This window comes from Dyella flava (assembly GCF_016904955.1).
Classification (GTDB): Bacteria; Pseudomonadota; Gammaproteobacteria; order Xanthomonadales; family Rhodanobacteraceae; genus Dyella_B; species Dyella_B flava.
This window is the reverse complement of the sequence record NZ_JADIKE010000038.1, coordinates 129,077-151,398: the sequence shown is the minus strand read 5'-3', so window position 1 is coordinate 151,398 and position 22,322 is coordinate 129,077. Positions and strand designations below refer to the sequence as shown.

Genomic DNA, 22,322 nt, shown 5'->3' with positions numbered 1-22,322 from the left:
AACGCAAAAAGGGGCGGCACACTGGCCGCCCCTTTTACTTTGCGTCGAGTCCAGCCAGCCTATTGCAAGCTATCGCTCAGGATTCGCGGCGTGACGAAGATCAGCAGCTCATCCTTGTCATTCACATGCTGTGTATTGCGGAACAGGATACCCAAACCTGGTATGTCGCCCAGTCCAGGGACCTTGTTGATGGTATCTGACTTGGTCACTTCGTAGATACCGCCAAGCACCACGGTTTGACCGTCGTCCACCAGCACCGAGGTGTTGAGCGAGCGCGTGTCAATCACGGGAACCTGACCGCTGCCGGTTACGGTGATGTAGTGATCCAGCGAGTCCTTATTCACATTGATCGCCAGATAGACACGGTTATCAGCCGTAATCGTCGGGGTCACCTTCAGCTCAAGCACGGCGTCCTTGAATGCCACCGTAGCTGTGCCACTCGTGCCCGCTCCACCCGATGTGTTCTGGAACGTTACGTAGCCGATTTCCTGACCCTGGCGAATATCGGCTTCCTGCTGGTTGGCGGTGATCACACGCGGACTGGAAACGACCTCACTGCGGCCTTCGGCCTGGGCAGCGGAAAGTTCCAGATCCAGCGCATAATTCTTGCCGAGAATGGCTGCCGCGAGCGTCGATGCCGTACCGGTCGTTGGAGCTGCGGGCAGATTCACATTCAAGTTACTCAATCCACCGCCAAGCGTGGAAGTGCTCGAATTGTTGCCTTGAGAATTGCCGATCCCGGTGCCGACCTGCAGAGTCTGGCCGCTCGGATTGGTGCGATTGCCGCTGACGCCCCATTGCACGCCCAAGTCCCGCTCAAAGTCATCGGTGGCGATCACAATGCGGGATTCAATCAGGACCTGCTGCACCGGACGATCGAGCTCGGCAATGATGCCTCGCAATTCAGCTGTCTTTTCAGCCGTGTCGTTAATCAACAGCGTGTTGGTTCGTATATCAAAGCTGACACTACCGCGTGGCGAGAGAAACCCGCGATGCTGCGCTGCTTGGCCAGCGGCACCACCACCAGTAATACTCTGCATGCTGCCGGTTGTCAGCAATTTGGCAATATCCTGCGCCTTGCCATAGCTGATCGGCACATAGGTCGTAATCAGCGGGGCCGTATCCTCGGCCTTGAAGCGTGCATCGGACAGGCTCTGTTCGTAATCGGCCAGTTCCTTCTGCGGAGCAATCCAGATCACGTTGCCGTCACGGCGCTTGTCCAGATCCTTGGCACGCAGGATCACATCCAGTGCCTGATCCCAAGGAACATTGACCAAGTGCAGGGTGATGCTGCCACCCACCGTATCCGACGCCACCAGGTTCAAGCCCGAATAGTCTGCCAGCAGCTGCAAGGCCGAACGAACCGGGATGTCCTGGAAATTGAAGGTGAGGCGGCTGCCCGTATAAACAGGCTGCGCGAACGAACCGGGATTGGTGTTCTTCGCGCTCTCTTTCTTGGGCGTAACCTCGATGACGTACTGATTGCCCGTCTGATACGAGGAAGTCTCCACGTCGCCAGTATAGGCGATGTCCAGGTGCACGCCACTGGGCGTTGAACTTGGCGAGATGGACTGCACTGGTGTGGCGAAATCGAGGACGTTCAAGCGCTGGGATTGGCTGGCAGGGAGTTGCGCGTTGTCGATGTCAACGAGAATATCGCTGCCCTGCCGACGCATATTGGCGTTGGCGCCGGAACTGCTGAAATTGATCAGGACCCGACCGGAGCCGTTGGCACCGCGCTGGAAGTCGATATTGCTGATCGCCGGGCCATTCATCGCCGATGGCAACGCCTTCGACGGATCAATGGTGGCGGCCGTGGTTACCGGCTGCGATTGCGTGCCGTTATTGACCACCAGCACCAGACTGTTGCCCTCAACGCGCGACTTGTAGCTCGACGCCTGCATCAGCTCCACGACGACGCGAGTACGCCCCCCGGCCGATACCGCCGATACACCCGTGGTGGTGCCCACCCCGATATCCTGGTGCCGCGAGGCATCGTTGGTCGTATCAGGAAAATCGATCGCGATACGCGGCGGATTATCCGTGGTGAAAATACTGGGCTGGGGCAGCTGGCTGTTGTCGAAGTTCATGCGCAACTCGACACGCCCGCCAGGCAGGGTCTTGTAAGTAATGTTCTGCAGCGTGCTGGCTGCAACCGCTGCATTGGCCCATGCAGCGGCGCCGAGCACCATCATTGTCATCAGGCAACGGCTCGCCAAGTGCATGGCACGGCTCCGGACTGGTTTGATTGGATTAGTCATTGCATCAGCCCCTGTATTCCTATTTGGCGACGAGCGCGATGCTGGCAGGACGTTCCATCCAGCCGCCATTGCCGTTGGAAACCAATTCGACCAAGTCGACCCGATCGCTGCTGATAGCAGTGATGCGGCCATAGTTCTCGCCCATATATTCGTTAGCACGCACGCGATGGATGACACCGGTAGGGTCCTTGATCAGGGCCTCCGTATTGGTTCCGCTGCCAATCGTGCCAACCATTGTCAGGCTATCCAAAGCGTAGGCTTCGAGCGGTTGCCGAGCCCGTCCTTCATCCGGTCGTGGCCCGTTGTTCTGGTTGAGCTCATCCGGACTCGGACTGAACGGATCGCGTTTGTCCTGATCGTTATAGATAAATGTCTCGAAGGTCTTGATCACTGGCAGCGCCGGAATCGGAGCACCACGCTTGGCCTTTTCCTGCGCCACCCAGTCACGCAGATCCGACATGCCGCGTGTGCAGCCCGCGAGTGTCAATATCGCGCTGCCCAACAAGAATACCTTCGCCAAGTGAGCTGGCTTGATGGCAGACAGGTTCCTCATTTCCCCCCCCCTACCTTTTTGCCTTTGCCACTCGCCTCGCCCGTCTCAGAGTCCTCGAGGTAGCGATACGTCTTCACCGTGCCCTGCAATACCAGCAACTGATCCGGCCCCGGCTCAGCACCCTTGGCGGGCGGGTTGAGCGGTGTCAGCGAAACATCATGCATGGTAAGAATCACCACGCGTGGCAGCGAGGCCACGCCACTGATGAAAGCACCAAACTGATGATAGGTGCCAACCATCTTCAGCTTAATCGGCTTCTCGGCGTAGAAGTCCTTGGGCACTTCGGTGCCCGGCTGGAACAGCTCCTGCTGCAGGCCCGCCGACAATGCAGTCTGCGAAACGTCCACCAGCAACTCAGGCATTTCGGTCCTGCTCGGCAACTGGCGCAGCAGTTGACGAAGCATGTCTTTCATCTCATCAAGCTGCTGCTGCAGTGCTTCGAGATTGACCGACTTGGCCTGCTTCTCGGAGAACTCCTGCCTGAGCTTGTCTTCCTTGCCAGCCAGGTTTTGCAAGGTGTTCTGTTGATCACTGATAAAGGTATACCAGCCGAGAAACACGATCACGATAAACAGCAGCACCGTAAAGAACGTCTTGACCGACGCCGGCCAGCCACCGATGTTGTTGCGATCCAGACTCCGCAGGTCTTCGAGGAGTTTCATTATTTGGCTCCTCCCTTGACTGGCGCAGTAGCAGGCGGGACCGATGCCGGCACACTGCCCGGCTTCGGCTGAGATGTTGTGGGTGTGAATGGGGCTGCCATTGCGCCAGCAGTGCTGGAGGATGCCGGGGCCACCCCTTGACCCGTGCCATCATCCTTCGGCTTTTGCAGCGCGACGGTCAGACCAAAGCTGTAGGGCATGCGCGAGGCATCATGGCTGTTCTCGGTTTGGCTCAGGTCAGCCTGCCCCATCCACGGCGATGCCTCGATATTGCGCATGTACTCGGCAACGCTTGCGTTGGATTGCGCAACCCCGCCAAGCACCATCTGATCGCCGTTCTGCTTGATCGAGGTCAGGCGCGCGCTGCCAGGAATCGTCTTAACCAGTTCGTCGAACAAGTGCACCATCTGCGAGCGGTTGGCCTGCAGTTGCTCGATGATCTGCTTACGCGCCAGCAATTGGGCACGCACCTTCTCCAGATCGCTGATCTTGGTCAAGCGCGCATCGACCTGCTTGATCTGATCCTGCAGATAAGCGTTGCGCTCATTCTGGTTGTCGATGCGCATGCCCATCCAGAATCCCCACAACATCAGGAATCCGATCGCAGCTACTGCAGCGGCGCCGAGTTGCATGAAGAACTCGCGCTGCCGTTGCTTGCGGCGCTCCGCGCGCCAGGGAAGTAGGTTGATGCGTGCCATCAGTCGAAACTCCTCATGGCGAGTCCGACCGCGATCATCAGGGCCGGCGCATCCTGGGTCAGCGACTGGGCCTGCACTCGGCTCGACAGCGACATGCGGGCTAGCGGGTTGGCAACGATGCAAGGCAGGCCAAGCTGCTCTTCCAGCATTGCGCTGATCCCTTCGATGGACGCGCAACCGCCCGCCAGCACCACCTGATCGACCTTGCTGTATTCACTGCCGGCATAGAAGAACTGCAGCAGACGGCTGATCTGCTGCACCAGCGATTCCTTGAACGGCTGCAGCGCTTCGGTTTCGTAAGACTCCGGCAAACCGCCTTTGCGCTTGGCGCGACCGGCTTCCTCATAGGAAAGCCCATAGCGGCGCATGATTTCGTCGGTAAGCTGCTTGCCACCAAAGACCTGCTCGCGCGAGTAGATGGTGCGCTGGTTTTTCAGTACCGACAGCGTGGTCATGGTGGCGCCGATATCGACCACCGCCACCAGTGCATCGCGACCTACATTCAACTGGTCGGCGATCAGCGCGAAAGCGTTCTCCATCGCGAAGGCTTCCACGTCGATGACCTGCGCAGCCAGTCCGCCCAGGTCCAGCGCGGCCACGCGCATATCGACGTTTTCCGTGCGCGACGCCGCCAGCAGCACGTTGTTCATTTCGGGGTTGTCGCGAACCGGACCGAGCACTTCGAAATCGAGGCTGACTTCCTCGATCGGATACGGGATGTACTGGTTGGCTTCCACCTGGATCTGGCCTTCCAGATCTTCATCGGAAAGCTCGGCGGACATCGGCACGATACGGGTGATTACTGCCGAGCCGGCTACTGCCGCTGCCGCATGCTTGATCTTGGCGCCCGAACGCGCCAACGCACGGCGGACCGCTTCGCCGACGGCCTCGACCTCGACAATGTTCTTCTCGACAACGGCGTTGGGGGGCAGTGGCTCGATCGCGTAATGCTCCACGCGATAACGGCCACCGGCCTGGCTGAGCTGCAGCAGCTTGACGGCCGTCGAACTGATGTCGACACCAACGAGCGGCGGCTTCTTGGGTGTAAAGAGCCCCACGATGATTCCCCCTTGACCCCTGGCGCTTCCGCCAGTAACTGGCAGGATTGCCGGGTCATTAGATCCAAAAATTAACGCAATAGCAACGGCCTACGCGATCTTCTTCGAGACTTTTGACGTGATGGCCTGCACATTTGAGCCAACCCGCCGGGTACCGCGATTAAGGTTTTGCTAATCAGCCGCTCATGCTGCACATACTGCAACATCTATACTCTGAACTGTTTTGACTCAGGTCTCGATTGGAATGATCTGGTTTCTTTTGCGCAGTGGCGTGATGCCCAACGGCTTGCAAGGCGTGTAGTTCGGCAACGGGAAACGGGCCTGCGGGCTTGCTCAAGCCGCGAAGCATGCGCTGCCTGGCCTCCTGGATATCACACCATCCTTTTAAAATTCAATACGTTGTGACTGACCCTGTCGGTCCGCTCCGCTAAAAACAACATGACGCGAATTCTGAAAGCCCTCCTGCGCTGGTTTCTCATCCTCGGCTTCAGTGGTCTCCTGCTTATTGCCGCAGCCGCCGGAGTGGCCTACTGGCTGGTGGCCCCCCGGCTTCCTTCGGTAGCGGTGCTTAAGGATTACCACATGCAGGTGCCGCTGCGTATCTTGAGCGCTGACGGCAAGCTGATCGCAACCTTTGGTGAGACGCGCCGCATCCCGGTCTCCATCGATCAGGTGCCGGACATGATGAAGCACGCCGTGCTCTCGGCCGAAGACGCGGACTTCTATAGCCACCCTGGCGTGGATTGGCGCGGCGTGATGCGCGCCGGTTTCCATGTGCTGGCCTCCGGTGGCAACAAGACCCAGGGCGGCTCCACCATTACCCAGCAGGTGGCGCGCAACTTCTTCCTGAGCCCGGAAAAGCTGTACTCGCGCAAGCTGATCGAGATGTTCATCGCCCTGCGCATGGAAGGTGAGCTGACCAAGGACCAGATCCTGGAGCTCTACCTCAACAAAATGTTCCTGGGACACCGCTCCTACGGCATTGCCGCCGCGGCCGAGTACTACTACGGCAAGCGGCTGGATCAGCTGACTGTTGCGCAATGCGCGGCGATCGCCTCCACCTTCCAGTTGCCCTCGGCGGTCAATCCACTGACCAATACGCAGCGACTGATCGCCCGCCGCAACTGGGTGCTTGGGCAAATGCTGGAGCACAAGTACATCAGCCAGCCGCAGTATCAGGAGGCCATCAATGCCCCGGATGACGCGGCCCCGCACGAACAACCGATCCAGGTGGACGCCCCCTACCTGGCTGAAATGGCTCGCCTGCAGGCCCTGGACCGCCTCGGCAACGACGCGCTGACCGAAGGCTACGTCGTCAAGACCACGATTCTCAGCTCCCGCCAGCTGGCTGCGGTCGCCGCTGTCCGCGATGGGCTTTCCATCTACGACCACCGCCATGGCTGGCGTGGCCCGGAAGCCCACCAGGAACTATCCCCGAACGCCACAGATGCTGATTACAGCAATGTGCTGTCCAGCTATATGGATCTTGCCGGCATGACGCCGGGCCTAGTCATTGCATCGTCCGCCACCGAGGCCTCGGTCTACCTGCCGACCAAGCAGACCATCAAGCTCAACCTCAGCGCCATGGATTGGGCACACCCCTACATCACCGATAGCCGGGTCGGTGCCGCACCCAACGCTGTCAATGAGGTGCTCAAACCTGGCGACATCATCCGAGTGATCCAGGATGACAAGGGCAACTGGCAGCTCACCCAAATTCCCAAGGCCCAGGCGGCCCTGGTATCGCTGAACCCGGAAGACGGCTCAATCCAGTCACTGGTCGGGGGCTTCAACTTCCAGCGCAGCAAGTTCAATCGCGCCGTCATGGCAGCGCGACAGCCAGGCTCCAGCTTCAAGCCGTTCATCTATTCAGCAGCCTTTGACCGTGGCTTTACCGCCGCATCGATTGTCAACGACGCACCATTGGCCCTGCCTGATCCATCCCAGCCGAATGGCCTGTGGACCCCAAGCAACGATGACGACAAGTTCGCCGGCCCGATGCGCTTGCGCGAGGCATTGATCGAATCCAAGAACCTGGTATCGGTGCGCCTGCTCGATGCGATTGGTGTGCGCTATGCGCGTGACTACGTCACCCGCTTCGGCTTCCCGCTCGATGCCTTGCCGAACAACCTGTCGATGGCGCTCGGTACGGCATCCGTCTCGCCGTTGAGCATGGCACGTGGCTATTCCGTGTTCGCCAACGGCGGCTATCTGGTCACCCCGTATTTCATCAGCGAAATCGACGATCGTGACGGCAAGCCGGTTTATGTCGCCAATCCTGCCCGCGCCTGCGCCAACTGCCAGGCACGCCTGCTGCAAAACAGCCCGCCCGCGCCTCCGCCGGCGAGCATGCTGACCAACGGTGTGGCGGCAAGCTCGACCGCCCCTGCCCCAGCAGCCAGCAGCATTGCCGCAGCCGGGGAGACTGCGTTGCCGGCCGACGCCCACGGCGGCGAAGCCAATCCAGTACTGGCACCACATGTGATCGATATTCGCAACGACTACCTCGTCACCTCCCTGATGAAGGACGTAATCCAGTCCCCGATGGGCACCGGTTACGCGGCCAAGGTGCTCAATCGCCCGGATCTCGCCGGCAAGACGGGCTCAACCAACGATCACCGCGACGCATGGTTCGTCGGCTTCAACGGTGACCTGACTACAGCCGTATGGGTGGGCTTTGACGATTTCAGTTCGCTGGGCAAGGGCGAGTTCGGCGCCAAGGCTGCTCTGCCGATCTGGATCGACTACATGGGCGATGCACTGAAAGAGCTGCCGCAGGCCAGCCTGCCAATGCCGCCGGGCATCACCACCGTACTGATCAACCGCGAAAGCGGCCTGCCGACTGAACAGGGTGATCCGGATGCAATGCCGGAAATCTTCAAGGTTGAAGACGTGGACCGCCTGCACAACCAAGCTCTGCAGCAACAGCAGCAGAGCCAGGACCAGCAACAAGCCAACGACATTTTTTAAGAGACTGTCGAGAAACGGCCTCCTGGCGGCAGCCCACAAGGTGGGCCTGCCGCAGCTCGGGCGCTCCAAGTGCTTGATGCACCGAATAGAACTCGGGCACTCGCGAGTTCGGCGGGGTGAAAAGGTGCAGAACAGTGCTTTCTGAACATCCCGCCAATGGCTGACAAGCGTAGATGAACAAGCCGCAAGCAATTCCGGGAGCGTGGATCGCTCGTCAAGCTCTCCCGGGCTCGGAGATGAAAGCTGTACTCGGGGAGTTGAGAAAGTGCAGTAAAGGATGTTCTCAACATCCTGATAATTTTCCGGTAGTCTTGCCCCGGACGCGCAATTGAGGGCCGGAGCAATGGCACGAGGCGAGCACCATCGCATCCACGCACACGACCGCGTGCAGCGCAACCGGTTACGCGTCGCCCAGGAGGCGGCGCGACTGATGAGCGAGCACGGTATCCGCGACTTCCACCACGCAAAACGCAAGGCCGCCGAACGGCTGGGTGTCCTTGATGAACAAGCCCTGCCCCGCAATCACGAGATCGAGCAGGCGCTGCGCGAGCACCAGCGCATTTTCCAGGGCGAGAGCCAGCCGCAATTGGTAAGGGCCCGGCGCGAGGCCGCCATCGAAGCCATGCGCTTCCTGCAGCGCTTCGAGCCCCGACTGGTCGGCGCTGTACTGGATGGCACCGCCGATTCACATTCGGCCGTCTGCCTGCATGTCTTCAGCGATGATCCTGAAGCCGTCGGCATCTACCTGCGCGAACATGGTGTGCCGGTGGAAACGCAGACCCGCCGCCTGCGCGTCAGCCGCGAAGAGCAAGTGGAATATCCGGTGTTGCTGTTCGCAGCCGACAATCTTCCGTTCGATCTGACCGTGCTTCCGCACAATGCACTCCGGCAGGCGCCACTCGATCGTATCGATGAGAAACCCATGCGCCGCGCCTCGCTGGCGTCAGTGGAGATAATGTTGGCGGAGGAAGACAACGAGCAGGATGATTTCGAACGAAAGCTGGCGACCGCCTTGCGCTAGACAAAACGCATTGTCTTCACCCAAACAAAAACGCCCGGCCTAAGCCGGGCGTTTTGTCTATGTCACCGATCAAGCGCTTAGCGCTTGTCCTTGGCTACGTAGTCGCGCTTGTCGGAACCGACGTACAGCTGACGCGGACGGCCGATGCGCGAACCTGGCGTTTCGTGCTGTTCGATCCAGTGCGCGATCCAGCCGGCAGTACGTGCAATGGCAAACATCACCGTGAACATTTCGGTCGGGATGCCCAGCGCCTTGTAGATGATGCCGGAGTAGAAGTCGACGTTCGGATACAGCTTGCGCTCGACGAAGTAGTCGTCCTTCAGCGCGGCTTCTTCCAGCTTCATGGCCACATCCAGCAACGGATCATTGACGCCGAGCTCAGCCAACACCTTGTGGCACATCTCGCGGATGATCTTGGCGCGCGGGTCGAAGTTCTTGTACACGCGATGGCCAAAGCCCATCAGGCGGAAGTTGTCGTTCTTGTCCTTGGCGCGCTTGACGGCGGTTTCCACCTTGTCCGGCGTACCGATCTCTTCCAGCATCTTGAGCACCGCTTCATTGGCACCGCCATGCGCCGGTCCCCAAAGCGCGGTGATGCCCGCAGCGATCGAAGCGTAGGGATTGGCACCGGTGGAACCGACCAGACGGACGGTCGACGTGGACGCATTCTGCTCGTGGTCGGCGTGCAGGATGAACAACAGATCAAGCGCCTTGGCCGCCACCGGACTCATCGTCAGCGGCTCGCTCGGCACTTCGAACATCATGTGCAGGAAGCGGTCGACGTACTCGAGATTGTTGCGCGGATAACGGAACGGCCAGCCGATCGAGTAGCGATAGCAGGCAGCGGCGATGGTCGGCATCTTGGCGATCAGGCGGATCGCAGCCAGCTTGCGGTCTGCGGCGTCATCGACGTCCAGATCTTCGTGATAGAAAGCCGACAGCGAAGCCACCGACGCCGCCAGCATGGCCATCGGATGCGCGTCGTGATGGAAACCCTGGAAAAAATTCTTGTGCGACTCATGCATCATCGTGTGATGCGTGATGTCATTTTCGAACGCGGAGAACTGGTCCTTGTTCGGCAGCTCACCGTTCAACAGCAGGTAAGCCACTTCGAGGAAGCTGGACTTCTCGGCCAACTGCTCGATCGGATAACCGCGGTACATCAGGATGCCCTGGTCGCCGTCGATGTAGGTGATGGCGCTCTTGGTGCTGGCGGTGCTGCCGTAGCCGGGGTCGTAAGTAAAGTGCCCGGTGTCCTTGTACAGCGGGGCAATGTCGATGCAGGCGGGGCCAATCGTACCGGTCAGCAACGGGAGCTCGCTGCTGCGGCCGTTGGACTCATCTACCAGCTTGACGGATTTGGAATCGGACACGGAAACCTCCTACACATGGGTCGCCACCGGGGCAACCGCAGAACGGCAACCAGCCGGTGAGGGAAACGCACATCGCCGTGGGGAATCGACGATGCATCCCTCTCATTATCGCACATCGGCCTACAACAATCCGACCGCGCATGGTCCAATCCACAATCGCAAAAAAACGCAGGGCAGGCGCAAGGCCTGCCCTGGGTCGAATGGCTCACCCGCTGATGACAGCGGGTATGCAGAACGATTACTTCTGCGCGTAACGGCGGCGGAACTTGTCCACGCGACCGCCGGCATCGACCGTCTTCTGCTTACCGGTGTAGAACGGGTGCGAGTGGCTGGAGATATCCACCTTGACCAGCGGGTACTCGTTGCCGTCTTCCCACTTGGTGGTTTCCTTGGAAGCAATCGTCGAGCGCGTCAGGAACGCGAAATCAGACGAGAGATCCTGAAACACCACCTGGCGGTAATTCGGATGGATATCGGGCTTCATGACAGGCTCTAAAGCGGTGGTGAAAAGAGCGGCATTATATTGAGCTTCTTAGGCCTGGGTCAACCCAGTCCCTCCCAAAGACAGAGATTGGCGAGACTAGGCCTTAAGCATAAATCCAGCCTCATGTCGGCTTTTCAGCACCCAGGGCCCGGCACACCATCGCGGCAAACTTGGCCTGATCCAGCTCCAGCACCACATTGGCGTGCTCAGGCAGCTTCAAGCGATTATTCCAATCCACCACGGTGGCGCCGCGGGTCAGGCGACCATCCAGCTCCACCCCGACGTGACGGCGCTCGCTACGCAGGACTACGGACGGGTCGATCGCCACCGCCATAGCCAAGGCATCGGCCGCAATGATCCCACGACGCCCACTGCGTCGGTTGGTCTCCCGCGCCACTTTGAACACCTGTCCGAAAAACGCTGCCCGGCGGTCGCCTTCTGCCAGCCACTCGTCAAAATCAGCTTCATCGAAGGCATGACGCAGGGTCAGCTCCCAATCGACCAGATCGAAATCCGGAAAACCTTCGAACACGATATGCGCCGCTTCCGGGTCAAAGCCGACATTGAACTCGGCCGGAACCCGGCCCGTATTGCCATGTCCCGTCACCGCGCCCCCCATCACGACCAGACGCTTTACGCGTTGCGGCAAGCCAGGATCCAGCTTCAGCGCCAGTGCAAGATTGGTAAGCGGCGCGAGCGCAACCAAGGTGATCTCACCCGGATGCTCTCGAGTCAGCCGCAACAGCGCAAGCGCCGCATGCTCGCCTTTGACACCCGTCATCGGCTCCGGAAAACCGACATCGCCCAAACCATCCCGTCCATGTACAAAGGCGGCATCTTCCTCGGGCAAGCGCACCAGTGGTGTCGGGCAACCGGCAAACACTGGCGTGGTTGCGCCCGCCAGATCTACCAGAGTGCGCGCATTACGAACCGTATGGGAAAGACCGACATTGCCGGCGGCAATGCTCAACCCCAGCACATCGGCGTGTGCGTGTGCCATCAGGATGGCGAGTGCGTCGTCCACACCCGGGTCGGTGTCAATCAAGAGCTGAGGCTTGCTCATAAATGTAAAGGCGCAGGGAAGGGACAGCCCTATGGCAGGGCTGACCTACCTTAAGGCTTACACGAAAATGATCCAACCCCTACAAGAACATCAGCGTAAAGCGACATACGCGCACGTGCATGGATGTCTTGCTCCCCGCCTCTCTCTTACGCGTTTACATAGCGCGCCGCCCCGCCGATCCAGCGCTCGATCAATTGGCCTGCCCGCTCGGGATAACGCGCAAGCATCTGCTCGCCGACATGCTGTACAGCCGGCAGCAAATGAGCGTCACGGGCAAGGTCGGCCATGCGGAAACTGAGCTGACCGGTCTGCCGCGTACCGAGCACCTCACCGGGGCCGCGCAGTTCCAGGTCTTTTTCCGCAATACGAAAACCATCGTTGGTTTCGCGCATCACCTGCAGGCGCTCCTGTGCCAGCTGGCCCAGCGGCGGCTGATAAAGCAGCACGCAGTTCGACGCCACCGCCCCACGCCCCACGCGCCCACGTAATTGGTGCAATTGCGCCAGACCGAGACGCTCACTGTTTTCGATCACCATCAAGCTGGCATTGGGTACGTCCACGCCCACTTCGATCACCGTCGTCGCCACCAGCACAGCGAGTTCGCCGGCCTTGAACGCATCCATCACCGCCTGTTTTTCCTTGGGCTTCATGCGACCGTGAATCAAGCCAACCTTGCAGTCGGTCAGCGCATGCGTAAGCTCCGTATGCGCCGCTTCGGCGGCCTGTGCGCGCAGTTGCTCGGACTCCTCGATCAGGGTGCAGACCCAGTAGACCTGCCGTCCTTCCGTGCACGCCGCATGGATACGCTCGATGACCTCTGTGCGTCGTGCATTGGAGACGGCGATGGTCTGCACCGGCGTGCGCCCGGGCGGCAGCTCGTCGATGGCGGAAATATCCAGGTCCGCGTAGGCGCTCATCGCCAAGGTGCGCGGAATGGGCGTCGCCGTCAGCACCAATTGGTGCGGCACCATCTCACCTTCCAGACCTTTGTCGCGCAGCGCGAGGCGCTGCTGCACACCAAAGCGATGCTGCTCATCAACGATCACCAGGCCTAAACGCGCGAACTCGACACCTTCCTGCATGAGCGCGTGCGTGCCGATAACAATCGGCGCACCTTCCGCAACACGCTTCATCGCCTGCTGCCGCGCCTTGCCTTGCTGCTTGCCAGCCAGCCACTCCACGGCAATATCCATCGGTGCCAGCCAATGCCGGAAGTTGCGCAGATGCTGTTCGGCCAGCAACTCGGTCGGCGCCATCAGGGCAACCTGATAGCCCGCCTCCACTGCCGACAACGCCGCCGCGCAAGCTACCGCCGTTTTGCCGGAGCCCACATCACCCTGCACCAGACGAAGCATCGGGCGCGGTTGCGACGCATCCGCAGCCACTTCCTTGATCACGCGCTGCTGTGCCGGCGTAAGCTCAAACGGCAAGGTTTTAAGCCAGCGCTTGTGCAATTCACCGCGACCAACCAGCACAGGCGCGCCGCGCTCGCGCACCGCTGCGCGCAACCGCTTCAGACTCATATGCTGCGTCAGCAATTCTTCGAAGGCCAGACGTTGCTGGGCGGGATGACGGCCCTGGATCAGCTGATCCATCCGCGCATCCGGAGGTGGGCGGTGCACGTAAAGCAACGCTTCACGCAATGATGTAAGCCCGTGTTCCGCACACAGTGACGGCGGAATCAGCTCAAGCTCCGCCTCAGCAGGAAGCAATTGCAAAGCTTTGGTGGCGACACTCGCCAAACGCTTTTGTCCCAAGCCTTCGGTGGTGGGATAGACCGGTGAGAGACGTTCATCGAGAACGACCTCGGCGCCATCAGCCAGACGCTGATATTGCGGATGCACCATTTCCAGGCTGCCCGAGCCCTGGCGCGCCTCGCCATAACACAGCACCCTGACACCCACCCGGAACTGCTCGGCTTGGGCGCGATTGAAATGGAAGAAGCGCAGCAACAAGGTCTGCATGACACCATCGCCTATCGCCACTTTAAGCTGCGGACGATAGCGAAACCCTTTTTCAACCGCCTCGACCGTTCCAACCACCTGCGCCCGCATACCGGGGCGCAGATCAGCCAACGGGACCAGATGGGTGCGATCTTCGTAGCGGAGCGGCAAGTGAAACCACAAATCCTGCACACGATGCAGACCCAGACGCGCCAAGGCCTCGACCAGCGCAGGTCCAATGCCCCCCAGCTTTGCCACAGGCAAGTTGCCAGGATCGGTAGCGGTATCAGCGAGTGCTTGCGGTTTGAGAGCAGCCATCGGTGCAAGACTAACCGAACAGGAACACGTCGACGGCGAGACTGCCGACAAGAGGTGTCAGCAGCCGGCACATGTATCGATCAGTCCAGCACCATGATCGCGTCGACTTCGACCTGCGCACCTTTCGGCAAGCCGGAAACTTCAATGGTGGAGCGGGCCGGATAAGGCTGCTGAAAGTATTCGCCCATCACCGCGTTGACGGCGGCGAAGTTCGCAAGGTCCGTCACGTAGATACCCACCCGCACGATGTGCTTCAGCGAGCCGCCAGCGGCCTCGGCCACTGCCACCAGGTTGTCGAACACTCGACGCGTCTGCGTGCTGATGTCGCCTTCGACCTGCGCCCCCGTGGCCGGATCAAGCGGGATCTGGCCGGAGAAATATACCGTGCTGCCAGCACGTACAGCCTGCGAGTACGGGCCAATGGCAGCGGGAGCTTTATCCGTGGCGATGATAGTGCGGGACATGAGTCGATCCATTAGCGGTCAAAGGCCACAGTTTAATGGGAACGGCGCAGAGGAAAGGGGAATGGTAAATCTTGCGGCATTCTGATTTCACCCATTTCCTGCCCAGCCTTCAAAGCGGATATCGATACGCTCCGCTCACCACACCCGTACGCCGCACACGCCGGATCACCTCAGCCAGATGCTTGCGGTTCTTCACCTCGATAGTGAACAGCAACGTGGCTGCTGCCATATCACGCTCGACGTATTCGACGTTTTCGATGTTGGAATCCGCCGCGGCGATCGCTGCCGCCACCGTCGCCAATACGCCAGGGCGATTGATGACCTCGATGCGCAGTTCGGCGCGGTAATCGCCCTGCACGTCGCGATCCCATTCGATCGCCACGCAGCGCTCGGGCGATTTGCGCAACTCGGCCACGTTCGGGCATTCGGTGCGATGCACGACGATGCCCTTGCCGGGCGAGAGGTAGCCAATGATGTCGTCGCCTGGCAGCGGGTGACAGCAGTTGGCGAAGCTCAATACGCCACGCTCAGCCCCGGTGATGCGAATCTTCTCTGACGGATGGGCAGCCTGTGCCTGTGCGCCGCGAGCCGAGGTACCGCGCGAAGCGACGAGCTGGCTGGCCACCTGATCGGGCATGCGGTTGCCCAGGGCGATATCCGATAGCAGTTCTTCCAGACGCTTGAACTTCGACTTCTGCAGGAATTTGTCCAGCGCTTCCGGCTGGATGGCGTCCAGACTGGTACCCAAGGCATCAAGCGCGCGATCGAGCATGCGATGGCCGAAATCCACCGCATCTTCGTGCTGCAAATGCTTCAGGTATTGGCGAATCGCGGTACGCGCCTTGCCGGTAACCACGAACTCCAGCCAGGCCGGATTCGGCACCGCCGAAGGCGCGGTGATGATCTCTACCAGCTGGCCGGATTCCAGTCGCGTACGCAAGGGCAGCAGCTTCTTGTCGACACGAGCCGCCACCGCGTGATCACCCACGTCGGTGTGCACGGCATAGGCGAAATCCAGTGCCGTGGCATTACGCGGCAGAGAAAGAATGTCACCGCGCGGCGTGAACAGATACGTTTCATCCGGGAACAGGTCAATCTTGACGTTCTCGATGAATTCAGCCGCTTCCGGCGTGTTGGCCTGGCTATCGGCCAGCGAAGCAAGCCACTCGCGTGCACGCGCTTGCGCGCTGTTGGCCGGGCCGCTCTCGGTCTTGTAAGCCCAATGTGCGGCGACGCCGCGCTCGGCGACGGAGTCCATTTCCTCGGTGCGGACCTGCACTTCAATCGGCGCGCCGAATGGCCCCAGCAGCACGGTGTGCAGGGACTGGTAGCCGTTGGCCTTGGGAATGGCGATGAAATCCTTGAAACGCCGATCGACCGGCTTGTACAACGCGTGCACCACGCCGAGCGCCATGTAGCAGCTCATCGCGCTATCCGTCACCACGCGGAAGCCGTACACATCCATCAGCTGGGCAAAGCTCTTGTGCTCGCTGCGCATCTTCGAATAGATGCTCCACGGCGACTTGATGCGGCCGACCACGCGCACCGGAATGCGCTCTTCAATCAATCGCGCGGACAAAGCGCCCTCGATGCGACCCATCGCTTCGCGGCGATTGCCCAGCACGGCCCGGATGCGCTCGCTGATCACGCGATAACGATCCGGGTAAAGCGCGCGGAAACCCAGATCCTGCAGTTCCGCCTTGATCTTGTTCATACCCAGGCGCTGGGCAATCGGCGCATAGATTTCCAGCGTTTCGCGTGCGATACGTCGACGCGAGTCGGATTCCTTGGCGCCGAGCGTGCGCATGTTGTGCAGGCGATCAGCCAGCTTGATCAGGATCACGCGCAGGTCGCGCGCCATGGCCAGCAGCATCTTGCGGAAACTCTCCGCATCGGCCTCCTGGCGGCTGCTGAAGCGCATCTTGTCCAGCTTGGTGACGCCGTCGACCAGCTCGGCCACGGTCTCGCCGAATTCCCCGGCCAGCGCGGTGCGGCTCAGCGAGGTATCTTCCAACGTGTCGTGCAGGATCGCTGCGATGATGGTTTCGGCATCCATGCCCATCTCGGCCAGGATGCCGGCCACGGCGATCGGATGGGTGATGTAGGGCTCACCGCTCTTGCGCATCTGCCCTTCATGCGCCACCGCGCCCACTTCGTAGGCACGCAATACGCGCGCAACGTGCTGCTCCGGGAGGTAGGCAATGCGCTCTTTCAGCGCCAGCACATAGGGTGGCAGTACAGACGTATCCTCAGAAGCGGGATGCGTAACCGCCGTCATGGATTCACGACGCCCGTTCAGGCGATCGCCTCGCTATGTAGGTAGAACCTGGAAGATGGCTCGAGACAAATCGGGCGCGCAACGCTACCCGCTTGTCCGGTGTTACCGGATCGACGACTGCACTGCCGACAGCCGCCGCCATCCATCAGTCATCTCCGCCCTTGGAGAGGTCGTCATCGACTTCCTGCGCGGCCCACTCCAGCGCTTCACGCTCGGCACGCTCGCGCTCGGCGCGGTCGATCTCGTCAATGGTGGCCTGGTCAATGCGGCGGTCGGCGATTTCACGCAGTGCCAGTACGGTAGGCTTATCGTTGTCGGGGTTGACGGCCGGTTCGGCGCCGTTGGCGAGCTGGCGGGCGCGCTTGGTCGCCATCAAGACCAGTTCGAAACGGTTATCGACTACCTCGAGGCAGTCTTCCACGGTAATGCGGGCCATAGGGGAAATCCTTGGACAATAAGAAACTTTATGCGGTCTTACAGTTTATCGGCCAGCCACTTGGCTGGCAACGCGATTGACTCTTATCATGCCAGACCGGCCTGCGCCAGCTCGAAAGCGCCGCGCAAGTCGTGCACAATATAAAACTAGAAAGTACAATTTTACCAACAATCCCCACTTTCTTGCAGCGGACCCCTCTAGATGCCCTCCCTGCCCCGCCGTCTACTGAGCCGTACCCTACCCATTGCCGCCGTCACCCTGCTGGTCGGCTGTGCCATTGCGCCGCCTCGCACGGATGACCCGCTGGAGAAGTTCAACCGCAAGAGCTACGCCTTCAATATGGCGCTGGACACGCATGTGCTGCGCCCGGTCGCCGTGGGTTACACCAAGGTGACGCCCAAGCCGGTGCAGACCGGCATCAGCAACTTCTTCACCAATATCAAGCTGCCGATCAGCATCGCCAACAACTTGCTGCAGGCCCGTCCCAGCGATGCGATCACCGATACCGGCCGCTTCCTGATCAATCTGACGGTGGGCCTGGCGGGCTTCTTCGACCCGGCCACCAAGATGAAGATCCCGCTCAAGGAAACCGATTTCGGCATTACGCTGGCCCGCTGGGGCGTGCCGGAAGGCGACTACCTGATGGTGCCGCTACTCGGTCCGTCGACCGTGCGTGACGTTTGGCAGTACCCGGTGGATGGCTACCTGTTCGATCCACTCAGTTACTTCGAGCGTAATCACCACTTCCACTGGGGTCAGTACTACATTCCCGAAGTGGTCTATTTCATTCAGATGCGCGCGCAGCTGCTTGATGCCGACAGCTTCCTGAAGACAGCCTACGACCCGTATGCGTTCGTGCGCGACGCCTGGCGCCAGACCCGCCTCAACAAGCTCTACGACGGCAATCCGCCGGCAGACGTGATGCTGAAGCTGCAGCAAGGCCAGGGCTCGAACAATCAGAACAACAACTTCGACCCTGCCGAGTTGCTCAAGGAGCAGCAGGAATGGGAGCAGAAGCAGAAACAGCAGAACAATTCGGGCACGCCGCCTTCGGGCAATCCGCCTTCAGGCAACCCTCCTCCGAGCAATCCGTCGGGCAACCAGTAGGCCCTTCGACAGATCAAAAACGGGGCTCAAGGCCCCGTTTTTTATGCTTGAAGCTGGGTAGGGAAACGCCGTTAATGCAGGAACGGCTCTATTCCACAGACCTGTGCCAGCGCCTGCATCCCCTCCGGCACATGACGCACGGACACGTGGTGTCCGCCCTGATCGGCCTCCGACAGCGCCGCCAGCACGCACGCCAGGCCGGCACTGTCGCAGCAAGTGACGCCGGCAAGGTCCAGGGTATGACAATCATGCTTGGCGAATGCCGCGCGCATGGCGTTGAGCGCATTCGCCGCCGTCGCGAAACTCAATGTACCGGACACGGATACCGTGTCCGGCACATCGGAAGCAACCCGAAACTGGCCGGATTTACTTGGCGCCATTGCCTTTGTTTTCCTGTTCCATCTGCTGCAGCGCCTTGTCGCCCTGCGTCTCCAGATCCGCGATCAGCTTATCGAGGCCTTCCTTCTTGATCTCCGCATCAACCTGGTTGCGATAGTTGGTGATGTAGGAGATGCCCTCGATGATCACGTCATACGCCTTCCACTGACCATCAGCGGTCTTGTGGAACACGTAGTTCACCGCGATCTGCTTCTTGTCATCGGTGGTGACCTGGGTCTTGACCACGGTGTATTTGTCGTTGAGTTCGCCCTGGAACGGCAGAACGTTCACAGAACCCTGGGAATAGTTCAGCAAACCTTCCGCATAGCGGTTCGTCAGCGAGGTGTAAAAGGCCTTGGCGAAACGCGCACGCTGCTCCGGCGTGGCTTCACGGGCATGCATGCCAAGCACCAGGATCGACGCCCAATCGGTGTCGAAGTGCGGCAGGAAGATCTGGTTGATCAGCGTTACCAGCTTGGGTTTGTCGTTCTGCAGTTCCGCCTTGTGAGCGGCGATCTGGGTGTTGAGATCGTGAACGATGCCCTGCACCACCACCTCCGGCGTGGATGCATTGGAAGTTTGGGCGCTCGATGCATCCTGCGCGAAGGCCGGTGCGGCGATCGCGACGCTGCCCAGGGCAATAGCGGTGGCAATAGCCAAGTGACGCAACATGGATGACTCCTAGTAAGGCCGGCTCAATGCTTGCCGGCAGGGGTATTGGATGAACCGTTGCCACCGGCATTATTGCCGCCGCTGGGCGAACCATTGACCAGGAACTTACCGATCAGATCTTCCAGCTGCATGGCCGACTGTGTCAGCACGAGCTGGTCACCATCCTTGAGGGAGTTCGGCGAGCCACCGGGCTGGATCGCAACATACTGGCTGCCAATCAAACCACTGGTGAATATTGATACCGACGAATCATCCGGGATCTGGTTGTACTTCTTGTCGATAGACAGCGTCACCGTCGCATCGAGCTTGACCGGATCGGCCTTGATCGACGCCACGCTACCGATCGCCACACCGGCCATCTTCACCGGCGCCCCAACCGAGAGCGTGCCCACGTTGGTGAAATCAGCCCGGACCGAATAGGTACCGCCGATGGCATCAGCCGCGCCACCGGAGCCAAGGAACTTGCCGAGCATTTCCTCCAGCGGTGCCGAGGACTTGGTCAGGCCGATGTGCCCGCCGTTGGCAACGTAAGTTTTGGCGCCGCCAAACTGAAGGCCCACATACTGATCCCCCAGCAAGCCGCTGGTATAGATCGTCGCCACTGAATCGGTCGGAATCTGGTTGTATTTATTGTCGATGGACAGGGTAACGTCCGCGACGTCCTTGCCCGGCTCCAACGTAATCGATTGCACCTGGCCCACACGCACACCGGCCACCTTCACCGGCGCACGCTCCTTGAGCGCACCGATGTTGGCGAACTGCGCATCGACCGTGTAACTGGAGCCCTGGTGACTGTTGGCCACCGAGCTGGTCTGCGTTGCGAGATAAGCCAGCGCGGCGAAACCGAGCACGATGAACAGGCCGGTGCCGACGGCATAGGATTTTCTCTGGCTCACGGCAAAGTCCTCAGAAAGAAGCAGTTAGTCATGGCGGTTCATCAGTCCATTCACATCAAGAACGCAGTGAGCACGAAGTCCAATGCAAGAATAGCGATCGATGACGACACCACGGTGCGCGTCGTGGCATAGGCCACGCCCTCGCTGGTCGGCGGCGTGGTATAGCCCTGGAATACGGCAATCAGCGACACCACCGCCCCAAACGCGATGCTCTTCCACATCACGCCGTTGATAATGTCGTCCCACACGTCCACGTTGGCGGTCATGTTCGACCAGAACGTGCCGTTGTCGATACCCAGCCAGCTCACGCCAACCAGGTGCCCACCGAAAATGCCCATGGCGCAGAACACGCAACACAGCAACGGCATGGCGATCACACCGGCGAGGAAACGCGGCGTAGCCACGTAGGCAATCGGATCGACGGCCATCATTTCCATCGCGGCGATCTGGTCCGTGGCACGCATCAAGCCGATTTCCGCCGTGATGGACGTGCCTGCACGGCCGGCAAACAGCAGCGCGGTCACCACCGGCCCCAGCTCGCGATAGATAGCCAGCGCCACCACCGAACCGGTCGCCGAAGTGCCGCCGAAGATGGCCAGCACGTGATAAAGCTGCAGCCCCAGCACCATGCCGACGAACAGTCCGCAGGTCATGATGATGGTGAGGCTCATCGCCCCCACAAACCAGAGCTGCCGCACGGTTTCGCGCACATGCCGCAGGCTGCTCGGCACCGCGGCAAGAATTCGCAGCAGGAACAGGCCGCAGTTGCCGATCTGCGCCAGTGATTGCACCACAATACTTTTATGCGGCATCTGCGCGCTCATGCGGCACCTTCTTTGAAACCCAGCGCCCGCGCGTAATCGCCGGCCGGGTATTGGAATGGCACCGGGCCATCCGCGTCGCCGCCGAAGAACTGGCGCGTCCACGGCGAACCGTCATCGGCAATTTTCTTGGGATCGCCCTGCGCGACGACCTTGCCGTTGGCAATCAGGTACACGTGATCAGCCACTTCCTTGATTGCCGCGAGCTCATGCGCCACCAGCACGCTGGTAATGTTGAGCGTGTCGTTGAGCGTGCGGATCAGCTTCAACACCTGGTTGAGTGCAATCGGGTCCAGCCCCACGAACGGCTCGTCGTAGAGAATCAGCATGGGATCGAACACGATCGCGCGCGCCAGCGCGACACGGCGCGCCATGCCGCCCGACAGTTCGCTCGGCATCAGCGAAGCTGCGCCGCGCAGGCCCACTGCCTGCAGCTTGGTCAGCACGATATTGCGAATCAGCACTTCCGGCAGCTTGGTGTGCTGGCGCAGCGGGAAGGCCACATTCTCGAACACATCGAAATCGGTCAGCAGCGCGGAATTCTGGAACAGATAACCAATGCGCTCACGCAGCCCGAACAACTGATCGCGGGGCAGCTCCGGCACGTTCAGCCCATCCACCCGCACCTCGCCCTTGTCACCGCGCATCTGGCCGGTGATGTGCTTGAGCAACGTGGTCTTGCCCGTGCCGCTGGGTCCCATGATGGCCGTGACCTTGCCACGCGGGATGTCCAGATCCAGGGCATCGAACACGGTCTTGCCGCTGAGCACCGTGGTTAGGCCACGGATGCGCACCAGAGCGCGATCGTCGGGCTTGGCTTGAACGGTATCAGTCATGGGCAAGGGGTAAGACCAAAGTGGTGAAGT

The 22,322-nt window shown here is 60.3% G+C and carries 20 protein-coding genes; 3 read left to right on the top strand and 17 right to left on the bottom strand.

Features of this window, described 5'->3' with window-relative positions; all coding sequences use genetic code 11:
• Nucleotides 1-59 precede the first annotated feature (59 nt).
• Genes ISP19_RS16370 through ISP19_RS16350 form a run of 5 tightly spaced genes read right to left on the bottom strand, consistent with a single transcriptional unit; the run spans nucleotide 60 to nucleotide 5,232 of the window.
• Nucleotides 60-2,225, bottom strand: a complete 2,166-nt coding sequence (locus ISP19_RS16370) for a type IV pilus secretin PilQ (protein WP_204683491.1) — start codon at nucleotides 2,223-2,225, stop codon at nucleotides 60-62.
• Between the two features lie 55 nt (nucleotides 2,226-2,280).
• Entirely contained in the window at nucleotides 2,281-2,814 is a 534-nt protein-coding gene (locus ISP19_RS16365) for a pilus assembly protein PilP (RefSeq protein ID WP_204683490.1), read from the bottom strand.
• On the bottom strand, nucleotides 2,811-3,476 hold the full coding sequence (locus ISP19_RS16360; protein ID WP_204683489.1) for a type IV pilus inner membrane component PilO: 666 nt from the start codon (nucleotides 3,474-3,476) through the stop codon (nucleotides 2,811-2,813). Before ISP19_RS16360 ends, ISP19_RS16365 begins: the two co-directional genes overlap by 4 nt.
• A complete protein-coding gene (locus ISP19_RS16355) occupies nucleotides 3,476-4,174 on the bottom strand; it encodes a PilN domain-containing protein (RefSeq protein ID WP_204683488.1) in 699 nt (232 codons plus the stop codon). Before ISP19_RS16355 ends, ISP19_RS16360 begins: the two co-directional genes overlap by 1 nt.
• On the bottom strand, nucleotides 4,174-5,232 hold the full coding sequence (locus ISP19_RS16350; RefSeq protein ID WP_204683487.1) for a pilus assembly protein PilM: 1,059 nt from the start codon (nucleotides 5,230-5,232) through the stop codon (nucleotides 4,174-4,176). Before ISP19_RS16350 ends, ISP19_RS16355 begins: the two co-directional genes overlap by 1 nt.
• Before the next feature lie 438 nt (nucleotides 5,233-5,670).
• On the opposite strand from ISP19_RS16350, the gene ISP19_RS16345 reads away from it, so the two are divergent.
• Together ISP19_RS16345 and ISP19_RS16340 are read left to right on the top strand one after the other, a co-directional pair.
• The gene (locus ISP19_RS16345) at nucleotides 5,671-8,202 is read left to right on the top strand and encodes a penicillin-binding protein 1A (protein ID WP_204683486.1); all 2,532 of its coding nucleotides are present in this window, start codon (nucleotides 5,671-5,673) and stop codon (nucleotides 8,200-8,202) included.
• Nucleotides 8,203-8,545: 343 nt separating this feature from the next.
• Complete coding sequence (locus ISP19_RS16340) at nucleotides 8,546-9,223, top strand: hypothetical protein (protein ID WP_204683485.1); 678 nt, start codon at nucleotides 8,546-8,548, stop codon at nucleotides 9,221-9,223.
• A 77-nt stretch (nucleotides 9,224-9,300) separates the two neighbouring features.
• Here the strand turns inward: ISP19_RS16340 and ISP19_RS16335 are convergent, their stop codons facing one another.
• The 7 genes from ISP19_RS16335 to rpoZ form a co-directional block, all read right to left on the bottom strand.
• Entirely contained in the window at nucleotides 9,301-10,596 is a 1,296-nt protein-coding gene (locus ISP19_RS16335) for a citrate synthase (protein ID WP_204683484.1), read from the bottom strand.
• 238 nt (nucleotides 10,597-10,834) lie between these two features.
• Complete coding sequence (locus ISP19_RS16330; RefSeq protein WP_204683483.1) at nucleotides 10,835-11,080, bottom strand: type B 50S ribosomal protein L31; 246 nt, start codon at nucleotides 11,078-11,080, stop codon at nucleotides 10,835-10,837.
• A 121-nt stretch (nucleotides 11,081-11,201) separates the two neighbouring features.
• Nucleotides 11,202-12,143 (bottom strand): nucleoside hydrolase, encoded by a 942-nt coding sequence (locus tag ISP19_RS16325; RefSeq protein WP_204683482.1) that lies wholly within the window; start codon nucleotides 12,141-12,143, stop codon nucleotides 11,202-11,204.
• Nucleotides 12,144-12,289: 146 nt separating this feature from the next.
• On the bottom strand, nucleotides 12,290-14,404 hold the full coding sequence (gene recG, locus ISP19_RS16320; protein WP_204683481.1) for an ATP-dependent DNA helicase RecG: 2,115 nt from the start codon (nucleotides 14,402-14,404) through the stop codon (nucleotides 12,290-12,292).
• Between the two features lie 80 nt (nucleotides 14,405-14,484).
• Nucleotides 14,485-14,868, bottom strand: coding sequence for a RidA family protein (locus ISP19_RS16315; RefSeq protein WP_204683480.1), 384 nt, complete (start codon nucleotides 14,866-14,868; stop codon nucleotides 14,485-14,487).
• A 109-nt stretch (nucleotides 14,869-14,977) separates the two neighbouring features.
• Nucleotides 14,978-17,167: a RelA/SpoT family protein gene (locus tag ISP19_RS16310; RefSeq protein ID WP_379946104.1), complete on the bottom strand. Its 2,190-nt coding sequence runs from the start codon at nucleotides 17,165-17,167 to the stop codon at nucleotides 14,978-14,980.
• Nucleotides 17,168-17,291: 124 nt separating this feature from the next.
• Nucleotides 17,292-17,582, bottom strand: a complete 291-nt coding sequence (rpoZ, locus tag ISP19_RS16305; RefSeq protein WP_126673373.1) for a DNA-directed RNA polymerase subunit omega — start codon at nucleotides 17,580-17,582, stop codon at nucleotides 17,292-17,294.
• A gap of 201 nt (nucleotides 17,583-17,783) precedes the next feature.
• Here rpoZ and ISP19_RS16300 point away from each other — a divergent pair, with 201 nt between their 5' ends.
• Entirely contained in the window at nucleotides 17,784-18,689 is a 906-nt protein-coding gene (locus ISP19_RS16300) for an MlaA family lipoprotein (protein WP_204683478.1), read from the top strand.
• A gap of 71 nt (nucleotides 18,690-18,760) precedes the next feature.
• Here the strand turns inward: ISP19_RS16300 and ISP19_RS16295 are convergent, their stop codons facing one another.
• From ISP19_RS16295 to ISP19_RS16275, 5 genes are read right to left on the bottom strand one after another with little or no spacing between them, the layout of a single operon-like run.
• A complete protein-coding gene (locus ISP19_RS16295; protein ID WP_204683477.1) occupies nucleotides 18,761-19,069 on the bottom strand; it encodes an STAS domain-containing protein in 309 nt (102 codons plus the stop codon).
• Nucleotides 19,056-19,739, bottom strand: coding sequence for an MlaC/ttg2D family ABC transporter substrate-binding protein (locus ISP19_RS16290; protein ID WP_204683476.1), 684 nt, complete (start codon nucleotides 19,737-19,739; stop codon nucleotides 19,056-19,058). The genes ISP19_RS16295 and ISP19_RS16290 overlap by 14 nt, the downstream gene beginning before the upstream one ends.
• A gap of 23 nt (nucleotides 19,740-19,762) precedes the next feature.
• On the bottom strand, nucleotides 19,763-20,635 hold the full coding sequence (gene mlaD / locus ISP19_RS16285; protein ID WP_204683475.1) for an outer membrane lipid asymmetry maintenance protein MlaD: 873 nt from the start codon (nucleotides 20,633-20,635) through the stop codon (nucleotides 19,763-19,765).
• A 50-nt stretch (nucleotides 20,636-20,685) separates the two neighbouring features.
• Complete coding sequence (gene mlaE / locus ISP19_RS16280) at nucleotides 20,686-21,459, bottom strand: lipid asymmetry maintenance ABC transporter permease subunit MlaE (protein WP_204683474.1); 774 nt, start codon at nucleotides 21,457-21,459, stop codon at nucleotides 20,686-20,688.
• Nucleotides 21,456-22,292 carry an ABC transporter ATP-binding protein gene (locus ISP19_RS16275; RefSeq protein ID WP_204683473.1) on the bottom strand — a complete coding sequence of 279 codons (837 nt, stop codon included), beginning with the start codon at nucleotides 22,290-22,292 and terminating at the stop codon, nucleotides 21,456-21,458. Before ISP19_RS16275 ends, mlaE begins: the two co-directional genes overlap by 4 nt.
• Nucleotides 22,293-22,322: the final 30 nt, after the last annotated feature.